The organism is Chitinophaga polysaccharea (assembly GCF_007829335.1).
GTDB lineage: Bacteria > Bacteroidota > Bacteroidia > Chitinophagales > Chitinophagaceae > Chitinophaga > Chitinophaga polysaccharea_B.
Map to the genome: position 1 here is coordinate 223,883 of NZ_VIWO01000005.1, position 20,439 is coordinate 244,321.

The window sequence follows — 20,439 nt, forward strand, 5'->3', positions numbered from 1 at the left end:
GTTGGGAACAAAACATATCCGTTTTTATCTTACCAGTGGTCACATTCCGTTTTTTTACTAAATTCCGTGTATAATCCTGATGCCTTGAAAAGAAGCCTTTTTCTGTTATGCTGTTTGTATTCCTTGCTATTACATGCCCAACAGCCATTGACCCGGAGTACCACCCGCAGTGCACATGCATATGTATATCAACTCAGCGACCACGAAGCCATGGAAATATTTCAATGGCAGCATAAAAAGCATACCTGGGCACAGGAAAAATATTTACATACGCTGCAAAGCTCTTATCCGCAAGACAGCCTGTTTCCGGCTACCACGCCACCTGGTAACTACCTGGTGGTAAGTGCCGATAAAAATGAAATGCAATATACCTTTCAGCCGGTACATAACCTGCACTTCAAGCTGGTATCCAACGATCACGATCTCGCTATATTACTGCACGACAACCAAGGCCTCTTCATCTCCAATGCACAGGTGCAGGTGGGCGGCCATAACATTCCCTGGGATGAAGCTACCCACACCTACCGCCTGCCCAGATCGGGCAGCGCCGGCATGGTAACCATTCGCTATAACCAGGTGCTGAACCTATTTCAACTGGCCAATAACCGGCAGCCCGGTAAAACATCCTGGTGGAAAAGGCTCCTCCCACATCGCAAACAGCGCACCTACCGCCCCCGCCCGGAAGACGCCGACTTCTACGTAACCACGCCCACCGAAGCGCACTATAAAGGTTTCATGGCATTCAGCAAACCGAAATACAAACCCCATGATACGGTACGTCTCAAAGCATTTATTACCCGGAAAGACAGACGGCTGGTAAACACTCCCTTACTGCTCCGGCTCTCCTGCCGAAACACCCTGGATACCATCCTAACGGTGATCAATCCGTACCGGCCTGGTGGCTATGATTACGAATTTGTCCTGAACGACAGCCTCAATCTTGACCTGGATGATAAATACCTCGTTACCCTGGAAGCACCGGTCAGCCGGAAATATGCGCTCGACGATAATGAAACAGACCTGGACGATGATGCCTACGCCGCCCAAAGAAAGGTGTTGATGCGGGGCACCTTTGAATATGAAGAATACGATCTGAAAAGCGTTCATTTCACCACCCGTACCGACCATAAGGAACATACCCCCGGCATGCCACTGTCGCTATATATGAAAGCCACTGACGAAAACGGCTTGCCTGTTATGGATGGACGTGTAATCATTACCGTTACCTCAAATACGGTCCGCCAATATCATGCGCCATTTGTATTCATTCCCAAAACGCTCTGGACACATGAAATCGCACTGGATATGACTGGTGAAACCAAGGTAATCCTTCCAGACAGTATCTTTCCAGCTGCAACCTTTTCCTACAATATCGCAACGCTATTTCTTAACAGCAACAACGAATCGCAGCATAGTAATAATTACATAGATTATTTATACGAACCAGATGATATCAGTTTTTCCCAGACGGCCGATAGTATATCCATTTCGTTTAACCGTGCAGGTAAGGTAAAAACAATGCCGGCTATCCTGCAGTTAGTTAATACTTTAGGAGATACCATCGGCAGGTTATCACTGATGCTGCCAACCAGCGTCCCTATCCAGCCCTTTGCCGCCTCCTACCTGGTCACCGCCGGCACCGTAAGCAGGGAATACAGTATTGCCCGCGACGATGCCAGGATCACGGCAAATAATTTCCACACCCGCGATTCTGTATTTATCTCCATCAACAACCCATCGAAATTATCATTCTGGTACAGCATCTTCGCCGACAACAAACTGATAGACAGGGGCTATACCCGGCAATTGTCGTGGAAGGCCGCCAGTATTACCCCCCGGTATTATTCGGTGAGTATTCAATACATCCTGAATGACCAGGTACAACGTGAGAATTTCTACATACCCTATACCGACAAGCAATTACAGGTAACCATTAATAGTCCGCTGGCCATTTATCCCGGCCAAACGTCCCGTATAGGCGTTACCGTAAAAGATATGGAAGGGCGCCCGGTGAAAGATGCCGATATAACCGCTTACGCCATTACCGGCAAATTCAGCGATTACCAGATGCCTGTTGCCCCCTACCTGGGCCAGGTATATAGCCTGCGGAAAAAGTACAGCCTGCAACGTCTTGTCAACAACAGACGGACGTTGACTTCCCGGCTGATCAGCTGGGAAAGGTGGAAAAATGACATGGCGTTGGATAGCATTACCTACTACCGTTTTCTTTATGCCAGCGGCATTTATTATAACACGGCGCCGGTGTCATCTGGCATTACTCAGCTGGCGCCGTTTATCCGTGAAAAAAATATCCTCCAGGCGCCGGTAATGGTAACCATCGATGAACAACCGGTATATTTCGATCAGGCCGGCCAGAGCAGTGCTTATAGCTTTGCGGTAAGTCCGGGTAAACACCGGCTGGAACTCCGCATCCGGGATAAACGTATCATCGTAGACAGCATTGAGGCCGTTGGTGGTATGAAAACCTTTGTCAGTATTCCGGTAGACGAACCCAACACCCGGATAAGGATAGAAAAAATGCCGCCTACCCTCACCTCTGCAGAACAAATTACCTGGAGGCGATACCTGGTTCCATTTGAACTAAACGACCCCACCAAGTATACGTACATTCGCCAGGACAACAATATCTACTGGTTCAGGAGTAATTATTATAGCGGACAAATCGTGCTGGCAGGCCCACTGCATGTGTCTGAGGCAGAATATGCCGTAAAAGGCGGCTTCACCCAGTCTTTCCAGCCTGAACCAGGTTACATCTTTAGCATCCGGAAGGGGTTAGTCAAGGAAAAAGAAATACCCGCTCAACGCTACCGCCCTTTCTTTTATGTGAAAGAATGGCTTCAGCCACCGTTTTATGACGAGGTATTCACCACACAGGCGATCGACACCAGTTGGAAAACTGAGCAAGGGAAGACTTCCATCAACCATCGTATTTACCCTGACCCTCGCTATCAAGGTAGCGGATATGACCTGCAAATAACTCCGGACACCTGTTTACCAGAGCAAGAAATCAGGCAGCTCTTTCTTTACCGCTACGATAACCCTTCCTTCGTAACCCTCTACCCTACAACTACCCGGCGTTTTACGGGGCTGGAACCCGGTTACTACCGTCTGTTGGTACTGCATTACAACAACCACTACTATGTTGCGGATAGCCTGGAAGTAAGAGAAGGCGGGGACACCTATTACAGATTAGAGGGACATAAAATAGTATCTAATGATAGTGTGAGCCGGGCATTGCACCAGGCGATCCTCGACTGGCCTTCCAACCAGCCAACCCCTATTGAACAAAAAGTAGATTTCAATACAGCATTCAACCAGCAATACCTTACCAGCAGCAGCTTTACCAGGACCGTATATGGTGTGGTGACAGACAAAAAACTGCATACTCCCCTGCCAGGCGTAACAGTGAAACTGAAAGGTACCAACACCGGCGCCGTTACCGATGCAAAGGGTTTCTTCAGGTTACCGGTTACCGAAAAAGGGATGCTCGTTTTCAGTTTTATCGGTTACAACAGCGAGGAAGTATCCCTAAAAAACCAGGAGCATTTTGATGTGAGAATGGAGGCCAGGGAACAACACCTGTTGGAATCGGTAGTGGTGGTGGGTTATGGCGCTATCAAGAAAAGTAACCTCACTGCGTCTGTCTCCGTGGTAAGAGAATCACTTCAAGGCTATACCGCCGGTGTTAATATAAGAGGCATTGCAGGCGATAGTAATCGATTGCCATTGATCGTTATAGACGGCATTCCTTATGCCGGCGATCTGAAAAGCCTGCCACCGGATCAGATCAAAAACATGACGGTGCTGAAAGATGCCGCTGCCACAGCAATTTATGGCGCCAGGGCAGCGAATGGCGTGATTATTATCACCAGCAGCAAAGCGGGCGCATTAGCTGCGTTGAATAATGAGGAAGGATTACCGGCTGGCAATTCCATCCGCACCCACTTCCGGGATGATGCCTTCTGGCAGCCACGGTTACGTACCAACGAAAAAGGCGAGGCTAGCTTTAAAGTCACCTTCCCGGATGATATAACCAGCTGGAAAACTTATGCCCTGGCATATACTGATCAACGGCAAACCGGTGCGGCCGAGGCACAGATTAAAGCGTTTAAACCCTTAAGCGCTAACCTGTCTCTCCCCACATTTGCTATCGCTGGCGATAGTATCCGTATTATCGGTAAAATATTGAATTACGGGAGAGATAGCAATACGGTCAGTCGCAGCTTTTACGCTAATCACCGCCTCGTGGAGCAACATCACATCGGGGTGCAAAACAGCTATATTGATACCTTCCCCGTCGCCATACCGGCGGGCGACAGCGCGTCCTTCCAATATACTATTCATGCCAGCGGCGACTATTTCGATGGTGAGTACCGGGCCATCCCAATAATGCCGGCGGGCGTAAAAGAAACCAATGGCATCTTTGCCGCGCTTCCCGGCGACACTGCTTTTACCTTTGCAGCCAGCGATACGGGCGCCATCCACGTTTATGCCAATACCTCCCTGCTGCCGGTATTACTGGAAGAAACGGATTACCTGGAACGCTACGAATACCTCTGCAACGAGCAGATGGCTTCCAAACTCACCGGCCTGCTGCTGGAAAAGCAGGCCCGCCGGTTGCTGAAGCAATCGTTTGATAAAGACCGGAAAATCCGTCAGCTTATCTCCGACCTGCAGGGAAATAGAAATAAGGATGGAAACTGGGGATGGTGGCATAAAGGCACAACAGAATACTGGATCTCCCAACATGTAATACAAGCCTTCCTGCTGGCGGAACAACAGGGATTTTCCGTTAACCTGGATAAACCCCCGTTGATCAACTACCTGGTATTTCTGCTCAACAGTGCGGCTTGTACCGATAAAATCACTCTCCTCGAAACCCTGCATACGCTGGGTGCAAAATTAAACTACTCCAATTACCTGGATACATTGAATGCACCGAAAAATAATTTATACGATCAGTATCGCTTGTTATACCTGAAACAACGTACAGGCATGGCCGTTAAAACGGATTCAATTCTGGCACACCGGCAGACGACTATGATGGGCAACAGTTACTGGGGCGAAGAAAGCTACCAGTTCTTTAATAACAGTATACAAACCACTTTGCTGGCTTATAAAATATTGAGGGCAGCAGGCGGACAGGAACCGGTATTACACAGCATCCGCAACTGGTTCCTGGAAAAAAGACGCAGTGGTAACTGGCGCAATACTTACGAATCAGCTAGCATCCTGGCCACCATTATGCCGGATGTATTACAGGCAGGAGAGCAACGCCCGGCTACCTTGCAGATAAACGGGCAAGCGGTCACCCAGTTTCCATATAACCATACCTTGCCCGGTGGCCAATCAATACAGGTAAGCAAAAGTGGTGGCGCTACCATCTACTTCAGCGCCTGGCAACAGCACTGGAATCCGGCCCCATTACCGGCCAGCCGTCAGTTCAGCGTTAGCAGTAAATTTATGCAGGAACGTAAAAAGGTGGAGCAGCTCACCGCCGGCAAAAGCGTACTACTCCAGGTAGAAGTTGAAGTAAAGGCAGATGCCGATTACATCATGGTGGAAATACCTATACCGGCCGGTTGTTCTTATGAAGAAAAAAGCGGCAGCTGGACAAACAACGAGGTACACCGCGAACATTTCAAAGACAAGGTGAGCATCTTTTGTAACCAGCTTAACAAAGGCAGGTATACCTTCCAGGTGGCGCTGATGCCCCGCTTTACCGGTCGCTATCACCTGAACCCCGCCAAAGCGGAAATGATGTATTTCCCGGTATTCTTTGGCAGAACAGGCCTGACGCAGATCAACATTGCCGGAGCAAAAAAGTAAGCAGCTTTCCCCCGCAAATGGTTTATTTAATGTATATTAATAGGAACACCAATTAAACCATTCCACGATGAAAACAATCCATCAATGGCTGGATGACTACGGTACCAGTCACCGTAACCCAACCAACAAACTGATTCACTGGATCTGCGTACCTGCTATCTTTTTCAGTATTGTTGGCTTCCTGTATGCGGTGCCGGTTCCCGGCGTTTCTTTTATGTACCTGACGTTGGCGCATATTGCGCTACTGGCGGTCATCCTTTATTACCTGCGACTTTCCGCTTCATTAGCAGCCGGCATGTTGTTGATTGGTATTATATGCCTGTGGTTGTGGCGCATGATAGCCGCCACGGGGTTGGTTACCTGGCAGGTGGCGCTGGTTATTTTTGTGCTGGCCTGGATTGGCCAGTTTATAGGCCATAAAATAGAAGGCGCCAAGCCCTCCTTCTTCAAAGATCTGCAATTCCTCCTGATAGGTCCGGCGTGGTTGCTGAGTTTTATTTATAAAAGAGTGGGCATTCCCCTGTAGGTTTATCCTGCGGCCAGGTACAGCCGTAGTATGTACGACATCTCGTATACGATAAATGCGATGACCAGCACGCCATGAAAAGTACGATTGCTAACCCGTATGGCCAATAAACAGAGCACCAGGTGCAGGATATTACGAATGGGGTATTCCACACCCAGATGTTGCAGGTATTCAGGGCCTTTCAATAAGGTGTCAATTACGTCGGCCACAAAGGAAAAGGCCAATACGCCAAAGAACCACTTTCGCCGGGAAAAGAAGTAATCCTGGTAGCCGTTATAGTCTTTCAGGTCGTCGGGGTATAATAAGGCGCACAACACGAAGAAGTTAACAATAAAGAATACAAAAAAAATGTATTCCGGGAAGGTCCATCTTTTAATCACATGTAAAGGAATTTCCCACCACCAGAAATGTACCAGCAGGATGAAGATATAAAACACCCAGGAAAGATGTATCCAGTAAGGTTTTTCACGGCCAGGATGTTGCACGAATTTAACAGTTCCTTTTAAGAGATGGGCGATACTTAAACTAAGAATGAAGCCCATCACCATCCTGATATGTCCAAATGTTTCCATAGCGTCGGGGTTTATCTGGAAATTAAAAAATTATCTCCATAAAAACTATCCCATAAAACAAAAGCCCCGATTAAAATCGGGGCTTATTTACCTAAACCTACAACTGTTACACTGTTATTGCAACAATATTTTATGTCGAAAACTGTTCCGCTAGTGCATAGCCGACGGATCCAGTTTAGCCGCTTTCTTAGCTTTTACCATCAGTACAAATGGTACACAGATCAGGAACATCAGCCCCAGGTACAGGAATACATCCATGTAGGATAATATCGCTGCCTGCTTGGTGACGCTGTAATCCAGCAATTTATAACCGCTGCTGAGGGCTTTGTCTGCATCCATACCTTTGGCAGCGAAGCTGTGTGCCAGGCCATTTACCCGGTTTACGACATCGGGGTTGTTGGTATCCAGCTTGGCAACCAAATCGTTGCGGTGCAGCATATTCTGGCGGGCCATAAAGGTAGTGATCAATGCCACCCCGAATGAGCCTCCCAGCTGACGCATCATACCGGTGAAGGCCGCACCCTGACCAATCTGCTGCCCCTTGAGGCCAGAGAGAGACAAGGTAGTAATAGGGATGAAAAGCAATCCCATACCCACACCACGTACAATCAGCATCCAGAAGAACGCATCTGCACCGGTATCTGCAGGGGTAATAATTTTATATCCCCAGAAACAGAAGCCAAAGAACAGGAACATACCGGCAGCTACCAGGTATTGCTGCGGTATTCCTCTCTCCAGCAGCTTACCGATCAACGGCATCATAAAGGCCGTGGTCAATGCTGCCGGGATCATGAGCATACCTGACTGGGTAGCGGTCCATCCTAACGATCCCTGTGTATACAGCGGGATAATAAAGGTGGATCCATATAGCCCGAAGCCCATGATAAATGATAGTATTGTACCTGCACGAAGATTTCCATCTTTTAGTACCCGCAACTCTACGATGGGATTGGGCGTAGTCAACTCTCTCCAGATAAAGAAGAAGAGGGCCGATGCGCTGGTCACGGTCAACAGGGTGATGGTGGGATCATTAAACCAGTCGTCTTCCTGTCCACGTTCCAGCACAAACTGTAGGGAGCCCACCATGATAGCCAAAAGGCCGATACCCAGGAAGTCGATTTCGCTGATGGATTTCTTATTGCCGTATTTTGGGCTGCGTACAAACTGCAGGGTGAGCAGCGTAGCAATAACGCCAATGGGAATGTTAATGTAAAAAATGTATGGCCAGGAATAGTTATCTGTGATATAACCACCGAGCGGGGGACCTAAAGTAGGGCCGATAATTACCCCTAAACCATAGATGGCCTGGGCGATACCGCGCTTTTCAGGCGGATAACTTTCCGTGATAATTGTTTGAGAGGTTACCAGCAATGCACCTCCTCCAAGCCCCTGTATGAAGCGGAATAGGATAAGTTCCACCATGGTAGTGGAGTTACCGCAAAGGAAGGAAGAAACGGTGAATATGATAATAGACGCCGCAAAATAGTTACGACGGCCGAACTGCTGGGATAACCAACTGGTCATCGGTACAATGATTACGTTACCGATAGCATAGGCGGTGATCACCCATCCGATTTCACTCAGCGTAGCACCCATATTACCACGCATGTCATTCAACGCCACATTTACGATAGTGGTATCCACTATCTCCAGCAAGGCGCAGAAAATAGCGGTGATTGTAATGATCACCCTGCGCGAGCCGTATTCTATCAATGATTCTTGTTGCATGCAGCAGTTTATATTTTGAATGAGGGCAACGTTGCCCGGAGTTAATAATTAATGACGATAAGTACCTGTCTGTTGAATTGGTCTTTGCTGTTGGTATTGCCTGTCATTAGTCTTTGCATGGTTTCCATTAATTATTAACTCCGGATAAGTTGCTATTCATGTATATGATTAGTTAAGGTGCACGTCTACCAGTACGTTCATACCCGGGCGCAACTGTTTAACCAGTTCATCGTTAGGGTTGTCGAACTCAATTTTTACCGGTAAGCGTTGTACCACTTTTACGAAGTTACCAGAAGCATTATCGGGAGGCAGCAGCGCAAATTTAGAACCGGTTGCCGGCGAGAAGGAAGTTACTTTAGCTTCCAGCGCCTTTTCAGGATAAGCATCAATATGTACAGTTACTCTCTGACCCAGCTTCATCTTGTCCAGCTGTGTTTCCTTGAAGTTGGCCACTACCCAGGGAGTAGTGCTCAATACTACGCTGAATAAAGACTGACCAGCAGTTACAAACTGACCAGGTTGTACAAATATTTTTGACAACACGCCGTCTTCCGGAGCAGTGATCACGGTGTAAGAGAGGTTCAGTTTAGCATCGGCTACGTCGGTTTCGCGTTGTTTGATACTAGCGTTGGCGATGTTGATTTGTTTGGAAGTAGCGCCGCTCTGCGAAGACACTACATTTGTTTGACGGGCTGCTGCTGCTTTTTGTTTGGCCAATACATCCAGCTGACGTTCAGCAGTTTGTTTGGCAGCAGAGGCCTGTTCAAATTCCTGTTGTGTGATAGAGTGATCTTTAATCAGGTTGCTGTAACGTTCGAAATCCTGGCTGGCTCTCCAGAGATTTACTTTAGCGGCCGCTATCTGTGCGTCGATCGTACCTATCTGTGCTTCTGCAGTGCTGATATTTGCCTGTGCAGCGGCGGTGGTAGCTTCAGCAGCGCCCAGGTTAGCCTGTGCAGTGTATAATGCGTTTTCCGCCTGTTGTACTTTGAGGGCCAGGTCGCGGTCATCCAGGATTACAAGGGTATCTCCTTTCTTTACCAGCTGGTTATCTTTCACCCTTACTTCTTTCACATAACCGGAAACACGAGGTATTACCGGGCTTACATTTGCATCGATCTGCGCGTTATCTGTTTCCTCATGGTGTAAGGCGTGAATATATTTGGTGATACCAAAAGCACCACCGCCAATTACCAGCGCAGCCAGCACTATGATGAACCCTTTGCTTCTCTTTTTAGGCGCGGTTGTTTCCTGCATGTTTATATTGTTAGTAGGTTTTGTTTGTGTTTGCGTTTCCACGGCTTTGATATTTTTTGGTTTGTGCGTATTATTTGTTGTTGGATTCCAGTATGCCCGCTGCCTGTAACAGCTTGTTGTAAGCTACCAGTGCATCTGCCTTCGCATAAGCGTAGTTGAGGTGCGACTGTAGATTTGCCACATCGGCATCCAACAGGTCTGTTGTAGTAGCCAGGTTGTTATCGTGCTTATTCTTCGTAATCCGGTAATTTTCTTCCGACTGTTCAATCGCCTTTATATAAGTGTCCATTTTTTTATGGCTCAGGAGATAGTTTTCGTAAGACTGGTAAACGTCCATATGAATACCATCAATGAGCTTGGCTTGATTGGCCTGTACCTCCGCCAGTTGTGCTTTTGCACCGGCAACCTTGGACCCAGTTTTCCAGAGGGACGACAGGTTGTATTTCAGTCCTACCCCACCGGTAATGGCATTGGTGATGGTAACCACGTTGGGGATATAGGCAGCTACGTAACCACCGGTAACGGCCAGGGAAGGGAAATATTCACCTTTTGCGCCTTTCACACCAGCGTTGGCTGCTTTCTCACGCGCTCCCAAAGCCTGGGCATCTTTACGGTTCTGGTAAGCCAGTTGCTCAAATTCTGCCTCTCCGCGTCCGTCTACGTTGTTATCCACTTTAAATACGGTGCTGTCTACCTGCAACAAAGTGTTGTCTGGTAATCCCAGCATAATATTCATGTTGAGATTGGCAATTTTGAGATTGTTCTGTGCGTCCATCAATGCCAGCTGGTAGTTAGACTGCTGCAACTCTGCCTTTAAAAGATCATTGCGTGCCAGTAATCCATTCTGTTCTTTGTTGGAAAACTCTTTCACTCGTTGGTCAGAAGTTTTAATATTCTCTTCTACCAATGTCACGGCTGCTTTAGCTTTATACAGGTTGCTGTACGCAGCAATGGTGTTTTGAATGATCTCCTCCCTGTCTTTATCAACGTCCAGTTTGGCTGCCTGCTCCAGGTACCGGGCAGATTCTTTACCACTCTGTATAATACCGCCGGCAAAAATTGGGATGGACACATTGGCCATACCGTAGGCGGCAGAATTTACTTTAGGGCTGGATCCGCCGCTGTTGCCGCCGTTGCCGCTTCCCGTATTCAGCTTCAGATCTATATTGGGTTGGGTAAGGCGGAGATAAGAACCGGAAACACTGACATCCGGTAACTGGCGTTCATTGGCTGTTTTCAGTGAGGCAGTGGCTTCTGCAACTCTGGCCTGACTCACTTTTAACTGTTTGCTGTTTTGTATACTCAGCGATATGGCTTCATTTAACGAAAGCGGTTTTATGCTCTGTTGTGCGGATGCTGCCTGGTAGAAAAAAGTCAGCAAGATTCCCGATGCAAGCGCATATAATCGTGTGTATATGCTTTTAGAATTCATGTGTTAGGATTGCTTTAAACAATTTTTTTAAATGGGTACTTACCCTGGTTTTGACATATTCCCGGAATTCATCGTCATTCGTCACCGTAGCCGGGGCACTTTTCTTTAGTATATGTTGAGCAGGTATTACCTGGTGAATAGTCCCGAATAATGTAGTCATCAACATTTCCACGTCTACATCTTTATAAAAGATGCCTGCTTCCTGTGCCTGGGTAACGATCGGCTGCATTAACCCGAGCATCTCTCCTTTTAGTTCCCAGATCAGATCCCTTACCGGACTTGCCTGGCTGTTCAGCTGCTCGCGGCTCATAATGCACTGGAAGTACTGCTCTCCCAACATCTTATTGATAAACCGGTCGATCAGGCTGTTGATTTTCTCCAGGGGCTCCAGCGTATTGTTCTCCAATAACTCATTGATGAACTTACGGGAAGCCTCCATTCTATATCTGAAAATAGTTTCCAGCAGTTTGTCCTTCGATCCGAAATAATAGGAGATCATGGCAATATTCACGTCCGCCTCCTGTGCTATGTCCCTTACCGATGTGCCATGAAAGCCCTGGTCGGCAAATAGCCGCTCTGCAACTTTTAAAATCGCGAGCTGTTTTTCACTATACTCTTCCATGTTCCTTTTTGATTTGACAAAGCAAAGTTAAACAAACGTTTAATTTAAACAAGCGTTTATTTAATCGAATGTTTAAATTTTACTAAATTATATTTATACTATATTATAAGTCAATATTTAATGAAAATAAATTAAGGAGTTTTTAATTTTTGTTTACAAGAAGGTAATCCCGGATGACAAAAAAGACGCCCAGATTCCCCGCCAATCGGCCCGAATAAGGCCTGGTTTTCCCGTTAAGGAAACCTTAAAATGAGCACAAACTACCGGCGTATAACAACTGGAAATCCACAAAATGGACAGAATGGGTTAAAATAAAAAGGGCGGGTGCTACTTATCTACAGGACCCGCCCCTGCACATCTTGTTTCATTACAAGATGCTGTGCCTGTTTATCAACCATACTTTGAATACTCGTTATAAGGAAAAACCAAACAGAGAAGGACCTACTGTATAGTGTTTTTCATAGTGATACCTGGTTAACAGGGTCCACGGAAAAAAGTTCAGAAAAAGACCAAAAAGCATAAAGCTATTAAAGCGAGTGACCAATGCGATTTTAAACATTCGCAAAGATCACCCGCTTTAATAGCTTTATGCTTTATGCTTACTTCAGTGAATTAATCCACACCGCAATCTTCGTCGCATCGGCCTGCGGCACCTGCGGTAAAGGAGGCATTGGCGTTGCATAGCCAGGCCAGTTTTCCGGTTTAGGATTCTTAATCAGTGCCAGGATTTTGGCAACTGAGTAATTTCTCTTTGCCACTTCCCGGAAACCCGGACCTACCTGCTTTTTATCAGGATTATGACAGGAAGAACAGGTGTATTTATTCAGCAAAGGTTTGATCTGCTCATAAGTCAGCGCTTTTGTGGCAGGAGCTGCTTCCTTCGCAGCAGCCTTGGCTTCTGCGGCTTTGACAGCCGCTGACTTAACAGCGGAGTTCTTCGTGCTCAGGGCAGATACCGGCAGTTTGGCGCCATCAGGAATATTGTTCAGCGTGTAGTACACATCCGGGTGTATGAGGGAATAAGCATTCTCCTGCGCACGGATACCATTCAGGCTCAATTTGTGGATGTAATACTGGCGCAGGCCATCTATCACCAGGCGCACCTTCATACCATCGGGCGATACCTGTACACCTTTAATCGTCAGCTTTTCTGTGTTAACGGTTGGACTTCCATACACCGGGTGGTACTTATAGATAAAGCTTTCTACATTGTAAGAAGCAATATCTTCTGCATATTTTTTATCGATGGGCTGTGTAAAGGTGATTTCAAAACCATCGGGCTGGGCGCTAACCGTTCTCATTTCAAACGGTACGCGGTTATTCCACACCAGGCGTTGAAGCCCTTGGTTGGCATCGCCGGCAGAACCCCATCCACGGTTGGTTTCACCTACGAAGAGGGAACCGTCCTTAGCCCAGGCCAGGCGCAGTACGCCGGATTGAAAACCGCTTCTGAAATCCCAGGCAGCGCCCTGGTATTCGCCATTTACTTTCTCCAGGTATACGCGCATGATCTTACTCTGTCCCTGGTCGCCGATCAGTACCTGTTTGGCAAAGGGGCCAAATACGCCTTCAGGAATGGTGGTGAGCTGTGAGTTGGAAATCCCCAACACGCCGTGTGGCAGCCATACAGCTGGCAGCTGTACTTCAGGGAAGTATTTCTTCATATCAAACAGCGTCACAAATTTTTCGTTTTCTACGTTCTCTGGTTTGATGGCACGACCGTTGGCATCTTTGCGGAAGCGGGGATCTACTTTGGCATACAGCGCTTCGGTGGTTAGCTTTACCGGTGAATTGGGTAAGCCTGTCCAGCGCAAACCAGCCGGGTGTCCTACAAAGCTACCTTTCTTTACGTGGGTAAGTCCACCGGAGCCCATCCAGTCACCCTGGTTGTCGGTATAAAACAGTTCGCCATCGATAGTGCCCAAACCGCAGGGAGAGCGGAAACCGGTCGCCCAGGGTTCCATTTTACCATCTTCGGTGATGTGCATCATCCAGCCTCTCCAGGGCACGCGGCTTTCACCACGCCACCACTCTTCATCGCCAAAGGCTACGTTGCCGGATACGAAGAAAGAGCCGTCTGGTCCCAGTACCGGGCCAAAGCTATACTCATGGTAATGGCCGGATAACGGCCACGCATATACGGTTTCGAACTTATCTATTTTACCGTCCATGTTGGTGTCGGTCATTTTGGTCAGTTCGCCGCGTTGTGCGCAGTACAGGGAGCCATTCTTGTAAGCCAGTCCCAGTACTTCATGCAGCCCGGAAGCCACTTTCCTGAAATAGGGTTGCTTGCTGGTAGGATTCTCCACGATGAAGATATCGCCGCGGCGGGTAGCTACGCCCAGGTCGCCATTAGGCAGGGTACATAAACCACCTACTTCGAGCAGGGTACCTTCCGGGGAGCTTATACGTGCAATGCGGAAAAAGTCTTCTTCCTTGGGCGACTCCTGTGCCTGTACCCCGGTGATAGCAGTAGTCATCAGCAACATGCCGGCGGCAATTCCTGCTGTAATTCTTTTATAATTCAGTTTCATAATAGTCATTAGTATTGCTGCTTAGAAGATAACCGCATAACCTATTTTAGCCTGTACCGGCACAATCAGTTCTGCACGGCCATTCTGGTTGCGGATGATGGCATTCGCTTTGGTATCGTCCATCTTCACGTAATAAGATTTATCGCCGATCACATACATACCAGGGGCTACCTGCTCTATATTATCTGCCACGGCTATACGCAGATACAGATCAGCCGCAGGTTGTGCAACCGTTATGGTGCGGTGGATACCCTGGTTTTCCGGCAATACGCTGATATCATCTGTTACCGCGGTACCATACACCTGGTATTGGAAAGCAGGCTTACCTGTTTCGTCGAGTGTATAGCCAGTAGGGCGATAACCGGTACCCGTGGTATCATTGGTCCATGCCGCGTCTTTACCCGACAGCTTCTCAATGGCTAATGCCACCTGTGGGGTGAGCACCTGTACAGTACCCATGGGGCGGGAAGAGCCGTCGCCACGGTCGTGCCACATCGGGGTGGTGTTGAGGAATTCGCCACGCCATACCTGCACTGGCTGGCCATTGTCCATATCATAAGTGTAATGCACCTTAGCAGGACTTCCTACAGAAACAGCGTGTACCACGCGTTTGCCTGGTATATCCATGAAGCTGCGCAACACGGTGTTTTCGTTGGCGGTTACCAGGATGGGATCGGTAACATCATCTGCCGGTACGTTGGCATCGCTGATCACAAATTCGCGGAGGTCTGCTTCTTTCACCGCCAATGTCAGGGAAGCTTTAGCCCAGTCGGTGGTTTTGCCATACAGCACTTCCACGGCGTGATGGCCGGGTTCCAGGCTCACATTTCCGCGACCATCCCAACCACGGGGAGTGATCACCGGCTTGTTGTCTATTTTCAGGGCGCCCGGACCACCGGAAGTATGGAGGTTGAATCCATAGTCTCCCGTTTTTTTCACTACCAGGGTAGCGGTATAGCGTACTACAAATTCATTGTCGGGTAGACCGTTGATATTGGAGGTCAGTTGCGCAGAAGTACCGGTAACTGCCGGCTTCAGCGTATTAAAATCCGGTTCTTTGTCGAAACGGCCTTTATATACACTGTACTTCACGTCCTGCAGCTCAGGGCGGGGCGCGTTATAGTTATTGACTATAATGTTTCTGAAGGCAACGGTGCCATGATCGCCCTGGATCCGAAGCGGGCCTTCCACTACTTCATTATTTTGTACCGCACCGCGGGTGGGGCCCGACAGTACTACATTTTCATGAATGGTAACGCCATTGAGCACCAACTTCAGGATCACGGCATCGGCAATTTTATTACCGGCAGCGTCGAAGCGGGGTGCCTGGAAAGATATCTTCATGTGCTGCCATAAACCTGGCGCGCGGCTTACATTCTGGCGGGGAGCATGTCCATCATATCCTTGCTGACCGGCAGGTTGGCTGTCGTTCCAGCGTTCATAAATACCTCCATTGTCGGAAGCGCGGGGAGCAGTGGTACCCCAGCTGTCGAGCAACTGAATTTCATACCTGCCTTGTAAATAAATACCGGAGTTAGAACCTTTAGACATCAGGTAGTCCAGCTCCAGATCGAGATCACCATGTTGCCAGCTGCTGAAAAGATCCTGCCCGTGCGTGTTTTTCGCAGGCAGGTTCACCAGGATACCGGTTCCTTCCGTTGTTTGCAATACATTCTGTTGCTGCAGGTCTGCTTTAACGCCACCGGCTATACGCCAGTTGGCTGCTGGTTGCTGAAAAGCAGATAAATCAGTTAATGGCAGTTTGTTCTGGGCCATCAACTGCTGACAGCTGCCAATACTTAACATCAATACCAAAGTTCTCCGGTCGTACACACGTAACTGTTTCAACTTTGGACGGAACTTGTTCCATCTAAGCATAGATCTGGATTTTTTTAAAGCGTTTACATTGTTTGCTAAATGCATTTAGCTTTCTGACTATTTGCATTAGTTTTTTATATGGGTATTTCTCAAAAATGATTTTAACGAAAATTTAAATTCAACTATTTGCTTGCTAAACTATAACGTGGAACACAGCTAAACCTGGAACGAGGCGCCAAAATAGAAATTAATTGCAAAAAAGTAGGTACCAGGGGCCCAAAAATTACACCAGCGGTAAAAAAGGAGTTACGAACACACAATGCCCGGCGCGAAAAGAAAACAGGTGGTTAATTCTTAAAATATTTTAAAAAGAAAAAGGGAAGTAAATAGGCTACTTCCCTCCTCCTGCACTATATTAAGCAATCACTATAATTTCAAACCAAAGGCTTCCAGCTGCAGCCTGGTGCTATCATAATCCCGGTGGCAAATACCATTAATACCCAGGCCATTGGCAACATCCACAAACATGGACCGGTCTTCCAGGTATACTACTTCCGCCGGCCTCACCTGGGCAATGTCCAGTGCGATCTTATAAATATCGGCATCTGGTTTACGCAGGTGTATAAAGCAGGAAGAAATATAAAAATCCACGAAGCGGCTGATATTAAAATGATGAATGCGGTGTTCATTCAGCTCCCGTCCTTCATTATTCACAATGGCAATCTTCAGCTGGTACTTGGCTTTCAGCGCCGTCACCATTTCCAGCATATCAGGATAAGGAGCAGATTGCGCATACATGAAATCGCGAAACTGTTTGCGGGTGAAGCTCCGGTCTTCATAAAAAACGACCCGGTTCAGGTATTCATCCAGTGTAAGCTTTCCTTCTTCATAAGTATCAAAAGTAAGGTGATGCCGCTCTTCTGTTTCCAGGGCATCCAGTCCAAACGTTTGTATGGCCAGTTTACGGGCAGCCCTGTCCCATCCGTTCGTGAGCAATACGCCACCTATATCCAGGAAGAGGGTCGTAATCGGGGTAATCTTATCCATCTCAATAAAAATTTATGCAGCACTAAAAATAAGGTTATCCTTGCAATAAAAGTGCAACATGCAAATACGTACGGCCACATTGCAGGATACCGGTCAGCTAAAAAGTCTGTACCAGGGGACTATTATTCATATCAACAGCCGGCATTACAACCCGGAGCAGGTCCGGGCCTGGGCGGCCAGGGGAGAAAGGATTACCTCCCTGGAAAATAAAATTAAACAACAATACTTTTATGTAGCGGTGACCCCGGAAGATACCATTACCGGCTTTGCTTCTGTGGAAGCAGACGGGGAACTGGATATGATGTTTGTACATAAAGATTTCCAGGGTAAGGGAATTGCCACGCTGCTCATCCAGCGGATATTTGAAAAGGCCAGGGAACTGGGTTTGCTTTCCCTGACATCCTATGTTAGTATTACCGCTCGCCCGTTTTTTGAGAAGATGGGATTTAAAGTAGTGGAAACGAGGCAGGTAGATTTGGGAGAAGTATCATTAATTAACTACGAGATGATAAAATCACTGGAACCTGGACAATAAAAAAACAGGCTATCTCCGCCGCGGACATAGCCTGTTTTTGCGATTTACTTTTTACTTTTCTTAGCTTTCATTTCCGTTACATAACCATTAAAATTCATCGGCGATCTGTCGTAGCTGGTTACCTGCAGGGAGGCATATCCTTCGCTGGATACAGTTAAGTTCATGGCCTGCACCGATTTGTTGTCCTTCGGTTTAATGGTCACATTCCAGCCATCTTTTTTGCCTGGTGTGATCTTATACTCAAACGACTTTGTTTTGAAGTCCAGCGGCGATTTGGTAGCACCATAATCGGCGGTATAGGCGCGGCCAAAGAACGGGAGATAGCTGACTACCGAATCGGCCGTCACTGCCAGGTTATAGTCCGGTGTAATGTTCCTGGACCGGCCATTCATCGGGAGCGCTGTTTGCGCTACGAAAACATAACTCTGGGCGTCCATCCAGGATTTCACCTGTGCTATTTTTTCAGCTTTTTTCTGTGCTTTGGTTTCCTGTGCCCGGGCGGGTTGTAACAGGGCTAGGCTAAGGAATATCGTTGCGGTAAACAAAAGGTACCTTTTCATATTATATGATTTTAATGTATTGAACAACGCTAATATCGTACCATAACAGCGGGCTCACAATTTTGTTCAACGCTTCCGAGGGTATGTTGTATTTTTAGGGGCTGATGATTAAATCCGGAAACATGCCTAACCCTTATATTTCTCTACTGAAAACCGCCTGGAAATATGCCCGCCGGGAACGGAAGAAGTACCTGTTTATTTATGCGTTGTTTTTCATGGCCAATGTCATTTTTTCGTTGAATCCTGTGCTGTTTGGCTGGTTCGTAGGCAAGGTACAGCAAGACTCCCCTCACCTGCCCCGGTATGTGCTGCTGTTTGCCGGTGGCTACTTCGGGATCAAATTCCTGGAATGGTGCTTCCATGGCCCTGCCAGGATCATGGAAAGACAGGTAGCCTTTAACCTGAGCCGCAACTTCCTCCAGGAAAGATACCACCAGGCCCTCCATTTGCCGGTAAAATGGCACCAGGACAACCATAGCGGATCGGTGATTAACCGTATCCGCAAAGCCTATGAGGCGCTGAAAGAATTTTTCGAAAGAGGGTTTATGTACCTGCATGCGCTTTGTAAGCTCCTGTTTTCGATGATGGCCATGTTGTACTTCTCTCCCCTGTATGGGGCCATTGGTATTGCCCTGGGGGTTACCTGTATATGGCTCGTACTGCGGTTCGACCGCCCCTTTATTAAAACGCTGAACGAGGTCAATGAACAGGAGCACCTGGTATCCGCTACCCTGTTTGACAGCCTTTCCAATATCATGACCGTGATTACCCTGCGACTGGAGAAAAGCATGGAAAACGGGCTGCTGGCCAAAGTACAGCGTATCTGGCCTCCGTTTAAGAAAAATACTGTGATCAATGAATGGAAATGGTTTGTAGCAGAAATGATGATCACGCTGATCTATTGCGTGATTGCTATCGGTTATTGCTTCCAGCACTGGGTGCCGGGAGAGGTATTCCAGGTAGCGGGACTGGTGATGCTGCTTGGCTATGTAAACCAGTTTACCAGCGTATTCCAGGACGTGGCCTGGCAATACACCGATATCGTGCAATACAACACCGCCGTAGAAACGGCGCGTAATATCAGCGACGCCTATACGTTGCAGCACCGGGCAGATACGGCGTCGGAGCTGCCGGCCAGCTGGCAGTCCATTACCCTGGAGAAACTGAGTTTTTCGCACCTGGCCGCCTATGATGAAGCGCATGCTCCGCAAAGCCTGCACGAACTGCATCTCCATATAGAAAAAGGACACAAGATCGCCCTTATTGGAGAAAGCGGTAGCGGCAAAAGCACGCTGTTGGCTATTTTACGTGGATTATATGAGCCGGAGCAAAGCACCGTGCTACAAGTCGACGGAGAGCCGTTCCCGTTAGGCTCCCTGAATGAAAGTGTGACCCTGTTTCCGCAGGAGCCTGAAATATTTGAGAACACCATTGAATATAATGTCACGCTGGGCCTTCCCTTTTCCGAAGCCGAGGTGCTGGCGGTGTGCAACAGCGCTCATTTTATGGACGTAGTAGACATGCTGCCCCAGGGACTGGCTTCGGATATCCGGGAAAAAGGCGTGAACTTATCCGGTGGGCAAAAGCAGCGGCTGGCGTTGGCCCGGGGTATACTGGCGGCGCGCGACAGCCAGGTGATCCTGCTGGATGAACCTACCAGTAGTGTAGATCCTAAAACAGAAGCGATGATTTATGAAAAGATGTTCCAGGCATTCCAGGATAAGGCCATCATTTCTGCCATGCACCGCCTGCACCTGCTTCCGCAGTTCGATTATATTTACGTGCTGCGTCGCGGACGGATTGTAGCGGAGGGTACTTTCGATACGCTGCGCCAGCAAAGCCCGATATTCCAGGAACTGTGGAAGCACCAGGATAACAAATCATAGCAACAGGCGCCTGTTAGCGCCTGTTGATCGCTACACCGTATTATTATTTTTCATTATCTTTGGCACCTACCG

At 47.8% G+C, this 20,439-nt stretch carries 13 protein-coding genes; 4 read left to right on the top strand and 9 right to left on the bottom strand.

Annotation, left to right across the window (positions count from 1 at the left end):
* Nucleotides 1-84: 84 nt before the first annotated feature.
* Nucleotides 85-5,850 carry an alpha-2-macroglobulin family protein gene (locus FHW36_RS17840; RefSeq protein WP_186452504.1) on the top strand — a complete coding sequence of 1,922 codons (5,766 nt, stop codon included), beginning with the start codon at nucleotides 85-87 and terminating at the stop codon, nucleotides 5,848-5,850.
* Nucleotides 5,851-5,917: 67 nt separating this feature from the next.
* Nucleotides 5,918-6,376 (top strand): Mpo1 family 2-hydroxy fatty acid dioxygenase, encoded by a 459-nt coding sequence (locus FHW36_RS17845; RefSeq protein ID WP_145670933.1) that lies wholly within the window; start codon nucleotides 5,918-5,920, stop codon nucleotides 6,374-6,376.
* 2 nt (nucleotides 6,377-6,378) lie between these two features.
* Here the strand turns inward: FHW36_RS17845 and FHW36_RS17850 are convergent, their stop codons facing one another.
* The 8 genes from FHW36_RS17850 to FHW36_RS17885 form a co-directional block, all read right to left on the bottom strand.
* A complete protein-coding gene (locus tag FHW36_RS17850; RefSeq protein WP_145670934.1) occupies nucleotides 6,379-6,948 on the bottom strand; it encodes a hypothetical protein in 570 nt (189 codons plus the stop codon).
* 150 nt (nucleotides 6,949-7,098) lie between these two features.
* A complete protein-coding gene (locus FHW36_RS17855) occupies nucleotides 7,099-8,676 on the bottom strand; it encodes a DHA2 family efflux MFS transporter permease subunit (RefSeq protein ID WP_145670935.1) in 1,578 nt (525 codons plus the stop codon).
* A 168-nt stretch (nucleotides 8,677-8,844) separates the two neighbouring features.
* Nucleotides 8,845-9,933, bottom strand: a complete 1,089-nt coding sequence (locus tag FHW36_RS17860) for an HlyD family secretion protein (protein WP_145670936.1) — start codon at nucleotides 9,931-9,933, stop codon at nucleotides 8,845-8,847.
* Nucleotides 9,934-10,003: 70 nt separating this feature from the next.
* On the bottom strand, nucleotides 10,004-11,365 hold the full coding sequence (locus FHW36_RS17865; protein WP_145670937.1) for a TolC family protein: 1,362 nt from the start codon (nucleotides 11,363-11,365) through the stop codon (nucleotides 10,004-10,006).
* Nucleotides 11,355-11,987, bottom strand: coding sequence for a TetR/AcrR family transcriptional regulator (locus FHW36_RS17870; protein WP_145670938.1), 633 nt, complete (start codon nucleotides 11,985-11,987; stop codon nucleotides 11,355-11,357). Before FHW36_RS17870 ends, FHW36_RS17865 begins: the two co-directional genes overlap by 11 nt.
* 599 nt (nucleotides 11,988-12,586) lie before the next feature.
* The gene (locus FHW36_RS17875) at nucleotides 12,587-14,521 is read right to left on the bottom strand and encodes a hypothetical protein (RefSeq protein ID WP_222429113.1); all 1,935 of its coding nucleotides are present in this window, start codon (nucleotides 14,519-14,521) and stop codon (nucleotides 12,587-12,589) included.
* 21 nt (nucleotides 14,522-14,542) lie between these two features.
* A complete protein-coding gene (locus FHW36_RS17880; protein WP_186452505.1) occupies nucleotides 14,543-16,399 on the bottom strand; it encodes a family 16 glycoside hydrolase in 1,857 nt (618 codons plus the stop codon).
* Between the two features lie 366 nt (nucleotides 16,400-16,765).
* Nucleotides 16,766-17,386, bottom strand: a complete 621-nt coding sequence (locus FHW36_RS17885) for an HAD family hydrolase (RefSeq protein ID WP_145670940.1) — start codon at nucleotides 17,384-17,386, stop codon at nucleotides 16,766-16,768.
* A gap of 58 nt (nucleotides 17,387-17,444) precedes the next feature.
* Between FHW36_RS17885 and FHW36_RS17890 the strand changes: the two genes are divergently transcribed.
* The gene (locus FHW36_RS17890; RefSeq protein WP_145670941.1) at nucleotides 17,445-17,921 is read left to right on the top strand and encodes a GNAT family N-acetyltransferase; all 477 of its coding nucleotides are present in this window, start codon (nucleotides 17,445-17,447) and stop codon (nucleotides 17,919-17,921) included.
* A gap of 44 nt (nucleotides 17,922-17,965) precedes the next feature.
* On the opposite strand, the gene FHW36_RS17895 is transcribed toward FHW36_RS17890, so the two are convergent.
* A complete protein-coding gene (locus tag FHW36_RS17895; protein WP_145670942.1) occupies nucleotides 17,966-18,481 on the bottom strand; it encodes a DUF4251 domain-containing protein in 516 nt (171 codons plus the stop codon).
* A 122-nt stretch (nucleotides 18,482-18,603) separates the two neighbouring features.
* On the opposite strand from FHW36_RS17895, the gene FHW36_RS17900 reads away from it, so the two are divergent.
* Nucleotides 18,604-20,367 (top strand): ABC transporter ATP-binding protein, encoded by a 1,764-nt coding sequence (locus FHW36_RS17900; protein WP_145670943.1) that lies wholly within the window; start codon nucleotides 18,604-18,606, stop codon nucleotides 20,365-20,367.
* Nucleotides 20,368-20,439: the final 72 nt, after the last annotated feature.

Coding starts and splice junctions, on each gene's coding strand:
- FHW36_RS17885 (WP_145670940.1), bottom strand. CDS start 17,386: ATGGATAAGATTACCCCGATTACGACCCTCTTCCTGGATATAGGTGGC.
- FHW36_RS17880 (WP_186452505.1), bottom strand. CDS start 16,399: ATGCTTAGATGGAACAAGTTCCGTCCAAAGTTGAAACAGTTACGTGTG.
- FHW36_RS17895 (WP_145670942.1), bottom strand. CDS start 18,481: ATGAAAAGGTACCTTTTGTTTACCGCAACGATATTCCTTAGCCTAGCC.
- FHW36_RS17845 (WP_145670933.1), top strand. CDS start 5,918: ATGAAAACAATCCATCAATGGCTGGATGACTACGGTACCAGTCACCGT.
- FHW36_RS17865 (WP_145670937.1), bottom strand. CDS start 11,365: ATGAATTCTAAAAGCATATACACACGATTATATGCGCTTGCATCGGGA.
- FHW36_RS17855 (WP_145670935.1), bottom strand. CDS start 8,676: ATGCAACAAGAATCATTGATAGAATACGGCTCGCGCAGGGTGATCATT.
- FHW36_RS17900 (WP_145670943.1), top strand. CDS start 18,604: ATGCCTAACCCTTATATTTCTCTACTGAAAACCGCCTGGAAATATGCC.
- FHW36_RS17850 (WP_145670934.1), bottom strand. CDS start 6,948: ATGGAAACATTTGGACATATCAGGATGGTGATGGGCTTCATTCTTAGT.
- FHW36_RS17890 (WP_145670941.1), top strand. CDS start 17,445: ATGCAAATACGTACGGCCACATTGCAGGATACCGGTCAGCTAAAAAGT.
- FHW36_RS17875 (WP_222429113.1), bottom strand. CDS start 14,521: ATGAAACTGAATTATAAAAGAATTACAGCAGGAATTGCCGCCGGCATG.
- FHW36_RS17860 (WP_145670936.1), bottom strand. CDS start 9,933: ATGCAGGAAACAACCGCGCCTAAAAAGAGAAGCAAAGGGTTCATCATA.
- FHW36_RS17870 (WP_145670938.1), bottom strand. CDS start 11,987: ATGGAAGAGTATAGTGAAAAACAGCTCGCGATTTTAAAAGTTGCAGAG.